The organism is Paenibacillus sp. 37 (genome assembly GCF_008386395.1).
GTDB classification, from domain to species: domain Bacteria; phylum Bacillota; class Bacilli; order Paenibacillales; family Paenibacillaceae; genus Paenibacillus; species Paenibacillus amylolyticus_B.
The window spans coordinates 3,821,725-3,833,747 of record NZ_CP043761.1 but is presented as its reverse complement, the minus strand read 5'-3'; the positions used below and the strand labels follow the sequence as shown (position 1 = coordinate 3,833,747).

Annotated in this window: 8 protein-coding genes; 1 reads left to right on the top strand and 7 read right to left on the bottom strand. The window is 45.7% G+C overall.

Annotated elements, in window-relative coordinates:
• Nucleotides 1-41: 41 nt before the first annotated feature.
• The 7 genes from F0220_RS16430 to F0220_RS16400 all read right to left on the bottom strand — a co-directional run bounded on the left by F0220_RS16430 (nt 42) and on the right by F0220_RS16400 (nt 11,464).
• Nucleotides 42-2,096 carry an alpha-galactosidase gene (locus tag F0220_RS16430; RefSeq protein WP_105598918.1) on the bottom strand — a complete coding sequence of 685 codons (2,055 nt, stop codon included), beginning with the start codon at nt 2,094-2,096 and terminating at the stop codon, nt 42-44.
• Nucleotides 2,097-2,577: 481 nt separating this feature from the next.
• Nucleotides 2,578-3,147 (bottom strand): histidine phosphatase family protein, encoded by a 570-nt coding sequence (locus tag F0220_RS16425; RefSeq protein WP_091020132.1) that lies wholly within the window; start codon nt 3,145-3,147, stop codon nt 2,578-2,580.
• A gap of 353 nt (nt 3,148-3,500) precedes the next feature.
• Nucleotides 3,501-3,914, bottom strand: a complete 414-nt coding sequence (locus F0220_RS32525) for a hypothetical protein (RefSeq protein WP_181155434.1) — start codon at nt 3,912-3,914, stop codon at nt 3,501-3,503.
• Between the two features lie 237 nt (nt 3,915-4,151).
• Nucleotides 4,152-6,200, bottom strand: a complete 2,049-nt coding sequence (locus F0220_RS16415; protein ID WP_223199711.1) for a glycoside hydrolase family 16 protein — start codon at nt 6,198-6,200, stop codon at nt 4,152-4,154.
• 153 nt (nt 6,201-6,353) lie between these two features.
• Nucleotides 6,354-7,895: a response regulator gene (locus F0220_RS16410; RefSeq protein ID WP_105598917.1), complete on the bottom strand. Its 1,542-nt coding sequence runs from the start codon at nt 7,893-7,895 to the stop codon at nt 6,354-6,356.
• Nucleotides 7,896-7,898: 3 nt separating this feature from the next.
• Nucleotides 7,899-9,737: a sensor histidine kinase gene (locus tag F0220_RS16405; RefSeq protein ID WP_105598916.1), complete on the bottom strand. Its 1,839-nt coding sequence runs from the start codon at nt 9,735-9,737 to the stop codon at nt 7,899-7,901.
• Nucleotides 9,738-9,811: 74 nt separating this feature from the next.
• On the bottom strand, nt 9,812-11,464 hold the full coding sequence (locus F0220_RS16400; protein ID WP_181156141.1) for an extracellular solute-binding protein: 1,653 nt from the start codon (nt 11,462-11,464) through the stop codon (nt 9,812-9,814).
• A gap of 199 nt (nt 11,465-11,663) precedes the next feature.
• Here F0220_RS16400 and F0220_RS16395 point away from each other — a divergent pair, with 199 nt between their 5' ends.
• Nucleotides 11,664-11,921: a GlsB/YeaQ/YmgE family stress response membrane protein gene (locus F0220_RS16395; protein WP_105598914.1), complete on the top strand. Its 258-nt coding sequence runs from the start codon at nt 11,664-11,666 to the stop codon at nt 11,919-11,921.
• The last annotated feature ends 102 nt before the right edge of the window (nt 11,922-12,023 follow it).

Below are 12,023 nucleotides of genomic sequence, written 5' to 3'. Positions count from 1 at the left end.
TTTAAAATGGAATCACGGCTTTGAATGGTCACCTCGCCCAGTCAGTTTCCCTTCACAGTCAATCTAAAGATTTTGGATTCCGCCGGTTCCAGTGAGACCGTGAGCTCTCCAGACGTTTCCCCTTGTGAGCCTTCCCACAGATCTTGCACATTGTATAGGGCATTGGCGTTTAGCCCTGCCCGTTTCAGCGAGATGGATTTCTCCGCAGCCTGTGCAGCATCAAAATTGAAGACGGCAAGAAAGAAACCCTTCTCTTCCGGCGATTCCAGGACAAACACGTCAGAAGACAGCTTCCCATAATCACCTTCAACTGGACGGAAGGTTTTGCCCATACGAGCAACGTTCAAAATATCCTTGTTGCCAAGCCATTCTTTTGCTCGTTCGGCTGCTTCCTCTTTGCGGAAGTCATCCCCAAGCAAGAGCACCGTACCGGCAATAACTGAAGCGGTCAGACGACTGCGTCCTTCATGCCAGCCGGTAGCTTCCTGGTTGAAGCTCTTGTACAACACCGAATGATCAGGATCATTGTAGCGATAGAGCGTATTGCTCATCCACCAGCCGTGTGTCAATGAGTTCAGCAGGTATTCCGTATCTGCAAGTGTACCGAAGACATCACAGGAAATACGGCGGCTGTGGGCAAAAGCATAAGGAAATAATGGAGCGATGGACAAGTTAATGAAAAACGGTCGTCCGATTACGTCTGGTGAGAGCTTATGCTGCAAATAAGACATGCCATAATGATAAGCCGCGATTCCTGTTGTAATATCCGGGTTGTGGTGCTGCCCTTCCAGCGCGCCATGCGCCAAGAAATCCAATTTGATATATTCGAAACCTTCCGAGATGAATTTGTCCGTGAACCAGTCAATCCTTTGCAGGTTTCCAGGATGTGTCGGGTCAATAGCCAGACCACCGTCTACATCCGGCAGGATCTCGCCTTCACTGTCACGCAACAGGATATCTGCATAGGTGTATTTGCCGTTCGTTCCTTCAACCACCTGACCGAACTGATCAGGCCCTCCCCAGAAGGCAAATGGGGTCCAGTAGGTGCCTGCTCTATGTCCATTTTGCCGTACCCGGTCCAACGCACTCTTCATTTCTTCCGGCGTAAAATTGTCCCAGAACGCATCAAAGTTGATGTATAACGTATTCTCATTCTCGAATCCAAGCGGCTGTACTTCATTTTTTAGAAAATCGCTGGTCGCTGTATACAGATCATAGTCCAGATCACTCATGGCCGCAGACCAGCTGTTCCACCCGATCGGAACACCGCCCTCCCAAGGCAATTGAGCCTCAATCCAGGTATTCGCCTGACCATAAGCTTCAAGACCTTCACGGTAGTCTTCATAGAACCCGACGAATACCAGGGGAGATTCCACTCTTTTTCCCTTCACATAACCATGAGGCTGGGAATCGCGAGTCAGTTCACTCACGGCACCACCGTACAGATCAAGTCCCTCAAGCTGTCCACTTTTTTCGCTTTGCATACGAATCCCTGTTTTCCATACTTTATGCGTAAGTGAACCCATCACAATTCCCCGGCGGCTCTGGGGCGCGAACAAGGCTGTCGCTTCGTAGCTTTCCACATCAAGCGGCGGCTTGACCACCGTATATCTGACCCATTTATCATTATCAAACGGAACGCATAGAATGCTTGGTTCATCTTGGCCGGATTCTCCGCCAAGGGATATGGTTTTGGATTGGATGACAGCCATGCGATTCGCCTTAAGCTCTTCATCACCTGCTATAGCGGTCTGCACCAGTACATACGGTGAGGATTCATACATATAGAAATGCTGCTCCAGTTGCGGCAGCAACGAGGCTGTATGCAGAACAACCAAGCGGATACCTTTTCCAAAACCTTCTCGAACAATATCTTCCTGTGTCGTTAGCTCATGGTTCTGATAATGATCCGTGCTGTATTCCCGGCCCTGCCAGCGAAAAGCACTACGAATGCCTTTCACTTGGGAAGAATGATTGCCGATGCATGACACTTCACCATTTTCAAGATTAATCTCCAGGCTCACGTGCCCATTTGTAACGCTTACAAGATTATTATCCTGTTGATGCACTTGTACGGCTATATCGCTAGTTAGCATGATGTGCCTCCTTATTGTTGCATGCTGTGCCCTGAGCGGAGCCGGTTATGTCTCTCCTGCCCAAGTCTGCCCTCATTATAAAGACCGAATAGAGTAGTTTCCATGCAACAATCTTCCGATACATGACGCGATTTAACTCAACTCAAGCGTTATCACAATTGATCTTCACCTCTATGCACACAGCCCCTGGAAGAGGCAGCGAAGTTGCGGTCGATCTGAAATGAAGGGTGTGCGCCAAGAAGATTCGGATCTAGAACAGGCTCGAGCCCGTGCTCTCGTCTCCCTGTCGCTCAAGGTAGGTTCTGGCGACGACAAATCAGCCTTTTAGTATTTCAGTTATAAAAAAAAGACCCATCGCCCTTACTTAGTTAATCAACTAATCGGCAATGGGAACATATTCTTGTTTTCTTGACTTCTTCTAGGAGCTCATCTTTAACGATGCATTGCTTGGCCTATGATGTTTTCGATAACAGCTAAAGATTTATAAATGTTTAGTGCAATTATACAGCGAACAGTTCCATCGCGATTGCCCTGTATTCAGCAGGGTAATCGATGTATTCAAGAGACTTTCTGTCATGTCGACATGGGGTACGAGTCTCTTCAGAGTCATTCCAAGGAATGCACCGTGACTCACAATTAATATTTTCTGGTCTGGGTGTCTTAATGATATGTCGGTAAGGCACTGCTTTCCTCTTTTTACAATCTCATCGTTTGATTCGATACCAAGATCTAGTCTGGACCATCCATATCCCCACCGTTTGACGCGTTCCTGTTCTGTCGTTCCTTCTATAAGCCCACAGTTCATTTCTCTTAAGCGCGGGTCTGTTCTCACTTCAATATTCTTGATCTTACCGATGATTTCCGCTGTTTCAAGTGCTCTGGACAAATCACTAGAATAAATATAGTCCCAATGTTCCATGCCAATTCTTTTGGACAATAGTTCAGCTTGGTTTCGACCTCTCTCATTAAGCGGAATATCGGAATGGCCTTGTGTTCGATATTCATCGTTCCAATCCGTGACTCCATGTCGTATCAATCCTAGCGTAGTCATTTATATCCCTCTTTTCCTACGTATTTATGTAAGTCGCTTTAATCTTGTCCATCGACACTCGCTACCAAGTATCATGATTCTGTGTATTTATTTCATTACTTTAATTGGAGCTGAGATCACTTGGGAATTATTAATCTCTCTAAGATGCAGTATTCACTCTATTAAGCGTCAACTATTTTCAGCCTATCATATTCCTTACATATTCAGAGCACTTTTGGACGAATTCATGTAACTTATTCAAGTCTACACATCGTTTTTCCATCAGTGGGTTATCCCAATCATAATCTTTAATTACCACCACAGCAAACTCCTTCCCATACCACCCAACATCAATAATAATATTCGTTCCACAATCATACCTGACTTGAAAAATATCTTCTTGATCCAAGAACAGGAATCAGTTTGCCGAGCTTGCTCTGCGACATCTGTTCGAGCATGCAGTCCACCAAACCGTATGCGTGCTTCTGAAGTTCCGACATATACCACACCCCACGAGCGAGCCTCACCAAATGGTTGAAGCCGATTAGCCTTACGTAGTAATCAACAACTAACTTCTGGTCCACCGGCGTAGAGTTACATTTACGAATGCTTCTGCGCTCCCTGATCAATTCCGCCAGACTCAAATGCTGAGGGATTTTCTCGATGCTTTCTCGCTGGGCGATACTTAGGAAATGCTCAATTTCTGTATTCTTGTGGTTCTCATATACATGTAAAAGACGAATAAATTGGTCATGAAGCAACTGTTTTGTTCGATCTTTTGAAGTCATCTTGTGATCGCTCCTTATTTACTGGTGAACAAAATAGCATGAATGATAATTATTATCAACTTCATTCTTTGACATTACAACATCACTTTACAATCCAGGACAGAGAACTGTACTCTGTCCTCATTCTGACCATATTAATCCATATGCTCAAGCTCGCGCAGACTAATGAACAATAAAAAACCGTTGATCATCTGAATCAGATCAACGGTTTTTTTAATTATGGAAACAGCTGTTTTATTACTGTTCTTTATACACGCGTACATAATCCACTTGCATAGTCGCCGGGATATCGGAGGCGTTCGGGATACGGCCGCCGTCAAAGTTTCCGCCGACTGCCAGGTTCATAATGAGGTAGAACGGCTCATCGAAAGGTGCATTCGGATTATTCGGTGCAGCTGCGGAATACCACTGCTCGTTAGTGACTTTATAGAAAAACTTGCCGTCTACATACCATTTAATGTTGTCCTCTTCCCAGACTACCGAGTATACATGATAATCGTTGGCAATAGTTTGCCCTGCCGGGAAGTGATAATCGCCGCCCGAATACTGGTTCCCGGGCCATTGTCCACCAAAGTGTATGGTACCGCTTACTGATCCAGGCAGACGGCCTCTCGCTTCCATAACATCAATTTCACCTGATGCAGCCCAAGTGCCGTATACCGAGTCTTGTGGAAGCATCCACAGTGCTGGCCATATACCATCACCGGTAGGAAGCTTGGCACGAAAATCGACTCTGCCATACTTCAAGGACAGTTTATCCTTGGTGTTAATCTTTCCTGAAGAATACTGTGCATACCGATTCGGGTCTTGCGGGAAAGATTTATTGTCGTTCATGGCTTTGATATTCAGCTTTCCGTCCTGTACATATACATTTTGGGTGTTGTTCGTGTAGTGCTGCAGCTCTGCATTACCCCACCCCCATGTACCGGGATCGTTGTTGAGATAATATCCTGTTTCATAGTTCCATTTACTTGTATCCAGCGTAGTTCCGTTAAACTCATCCTGCCAGATGAGGTTCATGCCCGCGATAGCCGGGTTGGTTGGTGTTCCGATTGAGATATCCTCTTGATCGGATACATCCGGACGTGGAGCATTGGGATTGCCGATAAAGGTATAGTTGACGAAGTTGTTGCCAATATTTCCGCCTGCCTGACCGTTCAGTGGATAGCCGATACGAATCTGCATATTCTCTTGGATCGGCTGGAACCAAAGGCCATAGACGTAATCGGCCCAGTATCCCCACTGGTTGGCATCGGACATATTGTTGTACCCATTACCGGAGTATGCAAATTTGCTCTGGCTGGAGTTACTCATATCAACCCATTGTCCATTGATGTTAATTTGGTATACAAAATTGCCCAATTCCTTGGCGATTGGCGCCCCCCCATCAATTTTCGGAAGCGGAACCCCAATGGAACCATTCGCATCTGCTGTGAAGGTTGTTCCTTCGTATGGCGTAATGACATATGAATTTCTTGTAGGTTCATTAAATGTAATCGTATAAACAAGATTAGCCGAAGAAGTCTTTGATTCCAATTTGACATTGATCGACTCCGTTACGTTAAACCAGTACCCACCGCCGCCATCCGTGAATTGGCCAAAATTTTGATCGTAGATCCAGCCGCTGGCTGCGTTATTGTCAATATCAATCCAGGTGCTGCTGTTTACAGGTTTGACATACACCTTCAAATCATCCGCAACAGCTTCATAAGTGACCGCAGGATTGTTGTTGAACGTTGGATATGTAAAGCCTGCACCGCCTGTGAAACTTGCTGTGATCTGTGGACCTTGTGTTGCATTCATCGCTGTAATGGTTGTTTTGTTGATGTTTTGAAATACAAGTTGATACTCCAGCTTAACACCATTCGCTTTGGAGTACAGTTGAATCTCGGTTGTTGCGGAGAGGGTGAACCAATAGCCAGTGAAGCCGCCATCGTTCCAGTGCCCCCAGTTTTGGTTATAGATATAACCGCCTGCCTGGTCGATATCAACCCAGTTGTTGCCCACTTTTACATTAACGCCTACATCACTGTAAACATCATTCCATGTCGCGGAGCCCCCATTGAACTTAGGCATAACAAATCCGTAGCTGGCCTTGCCAACCCCTGATTTTGAAATAACAGGCCCGTCTGCGGGTGAGAAGTACTCCATTGAGGTTACGGTAGTTCCCGCTGCCTGAACCTTTGAAGCTGGCAGTATGCCAACACTAGTCAGCATCACAACCACAAGCAACATACCGAGTACCTTTTTCATAAAGCGTTTCTCCCTAAAGTGAGATGGATTCATAATTGCCCTCCTTTAATAGAATAATAACTTCTCCCAATCCATGCGCATTAAGGAAATCGCTTACATGAAGGGATATCTTTATTCTATCGAATAGGTTAATTCGCTGAAAAGGTACAATTGTTTTTGTGGTATCCCATTTTTTTGGCTTTTGATTCAATCTGCCTTCTGCCGCATCATCTGTCGGTACTCTGTGGGTTGGATCTGCATCACATGTCGGAACGCCCGTGTAAAGCTTTTGTAGCTTTCATATCCAACCATAGCAGCCACCTCAACAATTTTATGATCAGTTTCGGCGAGAAGCCGCCGTGCTTTATCCAGACGCACATCTCGTAGGTATTCAGCAAAACCTTTACCCATATTCTTCTTAAACAGATTTGAAAAATAAGCATAATTAAGCGATACATGATTGGATACCATCGCAAGGTCCAGCGGTTTATGGTAACTCTCGTGTATATAACGAATGGCTTCATTTAGATCCTGCGAATGGCGATAGCTGCACTTATAGTCATAATAGAACTGATTCAGCCGGAGCAGCTGCTGTTGCAATGCTTGTATATAATCACGCATCCCTTGATAATCAAAGAGATTACGCAATGATTCAAGGTCCAGCTCGTCTTCCCCCATATAAGGACGGATAACTCGTTCGTATTCCTCCATCATCTGAACGGTGGCGGCGCAGAGCTGTTGGGTATAGCGAATAGGATAGCGCTGCAGTACCTTTTTGTGAAATAGTGCAGAAATACCCTGAGTAATTATTCCACTGTTATCTGTTCCAACTGATTGGAAGAGTCCATACAAGTCTTCATAGGGAAGTTGCCACTGCTGCTCCATGTGCTCAATATGTGCTGGGAAGATACTGCACTGATCAGGAAACAAGTAACTGTGGCGATAGAGCTCAAGTACTTGGTTATAGCTGTCTGGTAGTTCTTTTAACCCCTGAATCGGGTTAGTCATGGCCGTTATGGCATTGATATTTCCTTCCTTTAGCGCTGTAGGATAAACACTTGGATCTATGGACGCATCCACCGCAAGGATCAGGTATGGGCGATGTTGCAGGCAAATACAACCTTGTCTGCCAAACACACGATGAGCAATGGATTCCATACTATGGGTGCTGCTGGCTCCGGGCTGGTTAATGCCAACTTCTTCCCTCAGCAGGGCTAGGCGATAATTACGCCATAACGGATCATTTTTTTCCTCAATCTGAAGAATCCATGCGTCATCACTTAACGCACCTTGCATAAACATTCTTAATTCTTTACTCTCGGTCTCTTGGGCGAGACGGGATACATGCTGCATATTATGCGTAAGTGCCTGCCGTGTCTGAATCTCTTGCCATACATGCTCCAGGGAATTTTGCAGATCCTTTCGCTTCAAAGGTTTTAGCAAGTAGCCCTTTGCCCCAAGCCCGATCGCTTTTTGGGCATATGTAAAATCACTATAACCGCTGATAATGAGGTATTCCACATCCATGTATTCCTCTTTGGTTTGAGCCATGAGTGCCAACCCATCCATATCCGGCATCCTGATATCGGTAATAACGATGTGAATGCAATGCTGCCGCAATAGGCACAGCGCCTCCATCCCGCTCGCGGCACAATATATGTTGTTCAGTTCCAGAGGGAATTGATGCAGCATGGCCTGCAGGCCGTCACGAATGTGTTTTTGATCGTCCACAATCAGGATATTAATCATGCCCTACCACCCTCCAAGATTTACATTTTCCCAAGGCAAGCGTATCGTTACACAGGTGTATGCACCTTGCACACTATCAATCCAAAGACCGCAATTCTTGCCATAATGAAGCTGCAACCGCTTATTCACGTTTTCCAAACCAAGTCCACTTCTGCTAGTAACCATCGGCGTATCCGATTCGCTTCGCAGTACTGCCTGAAGACGGTGTAACATCTCAGGCTCTAACCCCTCTCCGTCGTCTCTTATGTTAATGAATAGCAGACTGTCATTCTCCACAGAAAAGGTAATTTCTATAGATACGCTACCGCCTGAAGGTGCCCCGTGATGAACAACATTTTCAACGATGGGCTGCATACACATCTTGGGAATGGCGTAGCGAAGTATCTCCTGCGGAAGATCTGCCGTCATAACGATATTGCCGCCTTCCATGAAGTTGATAAATTCAATATAACTTTGGATATTGGCAAGCTCCTCACGAACAGCAACGGTATCACTACGCCACTGCATGCTGTAGCGCAGCTGCGAGCCCAACGACACCAATGAATTGGCTATAGCAGGCTGCCTCTGTACCTCTGCCACCATCCGGATCGATTCCAGGGCGTTATATAAAAAATGGGAGTTAATCTGCGAATGCAGGGAGTGTAACTGTGCGTTTTTGGCAATTAACTGCTTATCCACGACCTGTGTCATTAAACGTTTGACCTCATGTAACATTTTATTGTAATTCACCGCCACCTCATCGATTTCATCTCCTCTTTCGTTCTCATCAAGGCCTGTATCAATTATTGCATCCAACTCGCCTTTCCGTACCTGACGCATTGAAACGAGTACGCTGTCCAATCGCCGGAAAATACGCCGCGTCGTTTGGGATACGAGTAGCATAAATAGCAGCAATACACATAATGTAATCGTTACCACAAATGCATACCAACTGCGCGGTCCCTTCATCAATGCCTGATGGGAAGCAATATCGACTACATAAGTGTTCAACGGAGCGATGTATCGATACAATACATAGTAACTCTGATCTCCCACCCTGATCTGAAGTGGGCTTTCCTGCGGCGATATATCCAGCTGGCGATGAATACTGCCAAGGATCTCCTCCAGCCCCAGCCCGTACTTCTCAGAAAACTCATGCTGGGGATTGTAAACATACTGGGGAGGATTACTTTCGTTCATCAACACCGAAAAGAAGTCCCCCTTGTTCTCCTGTAGCAGGTCGCTGAAAAACATGCTGTGGGGAACGCGCACTTCCATAATGCTAGGGCGTTTTTGCTCCTGCCCTTGAAGGCGAACCAGACGATAGTAGGATAAGGTGTGCTCACCATCCCTAAAAGAAAATAAGCGGTAAGCCGCACCACCTTCATCTCGAAGCTTTACCCAATAATCCTGCGGCGAAAATTTCTTGTAATGATAGATTTCAGGCCAGATTTCATACAAGTTTGGGTTATCGACGTAAAAGCTAAGCTCACTGATCATCGCATTGCTTTGAATGATATTGAGCATTTGCTCATACTGGTTTTGCTTGAACTTTACCAGACGCAGTCCATCCACAATCATATTGGAATGAATAAAATCCACAAATGACTTTTGAGTGAGGGCTGTATTGGAAACGTTCTCAATCATGTCCATTCTTCTGCGTAATTGTTCATTCAGCCATGAAACGTGGCTGTTGCCCGTTGCCATAGCGTCCTTATATAGCTGGTTTTCTTGCATACGGATATACACAAAGGATATCAAAATAACAGGTATCGCAATCATCAGGCTAAATGCCAGAAACAGCTTTTGGGATATACGGGCATTGCGATAAAGCTTCCTGAATCTCTTCAGCAGGTATTTCATTCTGATGTATTCACCACCTTTGTTATACCATATATTACTAGTTATCTCGTAGATAACGATGTATTAGGGAATGGTTATCTGGCTATCTTGGATTTTCGCAGCTCCAGTTCAGCCTGGCGATATTCCATCACCTGGTTAAAGCCGTAGTTCACACGACGTATCAGAAAATTTTCAAAAATTTTGTCAAAGGCAGCTTCATCCTTCGCTGTAATCAGTTCTGGCAGCACTTCTTCCCAATTCTGAGAAATACGTGACCAGGCTAACGCTATATCGGAATCTCCTACAGGATCGAGTCCCTTATAGATGCCGCTGTCCAGATCGGCGTGTTGGTTAGCGAACGCCTCCATTTGCTTAATGGACGGAGTATGCTCTGGTCTCCACGGGTTAACGAAAGCAGGGTTTCGCAGCATCCAGTAGGTATCCATAATGCCATATTCCTTTTCCAGCCGCTCCCGATCCGTGTCATGCAACTGGACCATTGCCGCCGTCAACCGGGGTTTGCCGTTCTCCATCGTCCAGGTTTCACCTTCTTTGCCCAAAAATAAATCCTTTTGGCCTTCTTCGCTGGCCAGATAGGTCAAAAAACGGATGGCTCGTTCAGGGTTTTTCGTGGATTTGCTAATCATCGTAACCATCCAGCCATCCATGCTGCCGGGGAATAGTTTGGCGGATTCTCCCCTGCTGCTCCGGGGTCCATCTACAGCAATATAGGTTGAATTCTGATTCGTAAGGACTTCCAATTTCGAATTGAGGTCCGATATGTCTGTCCATTCCCGAATCATCATAAAATATTGGGCATGGTGGGTTTTATCCTGCACCTGTGCACTGGAGTCGACCAGAAAATCAACATTAATCAGGCCCTGCTCGTAAGCGGTACGAAATGTTTTCAGCCACTCGATATAATCGGGATCTGTCATTCGATCATATACTTTACCGTTCTGCTCATGGGGGATTGCAAGCAGATTTTGCAAATATTCGGTCATCCCATAGGATGCATTCCCCTGTGCCCAAAATGGACTGATCAGCTGTCCTTTATAAACTGAATATTGATTCTTTAGCAACTGTAGTGCATTTAGAAAACCTTTCGGCGTGCTAAGGTCCGGTTTGCCCATCGATTCATACAGATCTTTACGTACGAGAAAGGTTTGGTTCGCTCCCGTCAAGCCGGTTGAACGCATCTGTTCGGGACTGTATGCATCATTAGGAATGACATAGGTATGCCCGTCTTCCTGCCGATACCACTGTAGAGCACCATCACCTGCTACCTTGTAAAAGTAAGGATCATACTGGTTGGCGAGCTCATCCAGGGCATAGATGAGATTACTCTCCCGAAGTTTGTTAACCGCACTCTCCCAGGAGCCGATGGTTATCAAATCCGGCAGACTACCGGTCGTCAACATCCGTGATAACATCTCGCTTGGTTCACCAGTAGGTACTTCAAATTCGATATTGACCCCTGTTTTTTGGGTGACATATTTGGAAGTCAGGCTTTCACCCCAAGTGTGCCCGTACCATTCGGCCCCAACGAACCACGTTAGATTCACGGGGGTGGTATCCAGCTTCCATGACGGTTCATCCAGATTCAGATTGAGGCTCTGCATCTCTTCTGTGAAGTCAGCCTTTGTCGAAGCACCCTTATCTTCCGCTTGCTCTGACTCAGAACAAGCAGCCAAACCTGACATCAGACACATCATCAACAAAGCTAAAATAAAAGAACTTCGAAACATGAACACCTAAGCGCCTCCTTTCTATACTCGCCATCTCCAATCCCCATCTGCACCAGCATTCATACGAGTGGTGGTACAACCGATTTTACTACCCTTGGATTAAAATGGAAATCATTTCATGGTCAATTCTCAGATGATCCGCAACATTCCCCCTAACGAAACATAACTTGTAATAAATCAATGGAAGGGAGACCAATTCGTGTATTTAATCTGGATAATCATTGTTGGTGGGCTAATTGGCTGGTTAAGCGGAAATCTGATTGGACGGGACGTGCCGGGAGGCGTACTCGGAAATATCATTGCTGGTTTTGTTGGATCATGGTTAGGGTATGAACTGTTGGGACCGAGGGGGCCGGTAGTGGGTGGATTTCATATCATACCCGCGATCGTTGGGTCAATCATTGCTCTCTTAATTTTCTATGCGCTGGCACGCGGTGGAGCGTTCCGAAGACGTTAACAGGCGGAGTACCAGATCATCTTGAAAATTTCTGACAGGGGCAGGTACGACGAGATTTGTATCTTTAACCAAAGTTTCAAGCCAGATAAGCTCTGATGCGAC

Excerpts from the sequence above, each read along its gene's own strand:
- F0220_RS16400 (WP_181156141.1), bottom strand. The coding sequence starts at position 11,464 with ATGTTTCGAAGTTCTTTTATTTTAGCTTTGTTGATGATGTGTCTGATG.
- F0220_RS16405 (WP_105598916.1), bottom strand. The coding sequence starts at position 9,737 with ATGAAATACCTGCTGAAGAGATTCAGGAAGCTTTATCGCAATGCCCGT.
- F0220_RS16430 (WP_105598918.1), bottom strand. The coding sequence starts at position 2,096 with ATGCTAACTAGCGATATAGCCGTACAAGTGCATCAACAGGATAATAAT.
- F0220_RS16425 (WP_091020132.1), bottom strand. The coding sequence starts at position 3,147 with ATGACTACGCTAGGATTGATACGACATGGAGTCACGGATTGGAACGAT.
- F0220_RS16410 (WP_105598917.1), bottom strand. The coding sequence starts at position 7,895 with ATGATTAATATCCTGATTGTGGACGATCAAAAACACATTCGTGACGGC.
- F0220_RS16415 (WP_223199711.1), bottom strand. The coding sequence starts at position 6,200 with ATGAATCCATCTCACTTTAGGGAGAAACGCTTTATGAAAAAGGTACTC.
- F0220_RS32525 (WP_181155434.1), bottom strand. The coding sequence starts at position 3,914 with ATGACTTCAAAAGATCGAACAAAACAGTTGCTTCATGACCAATTTATT.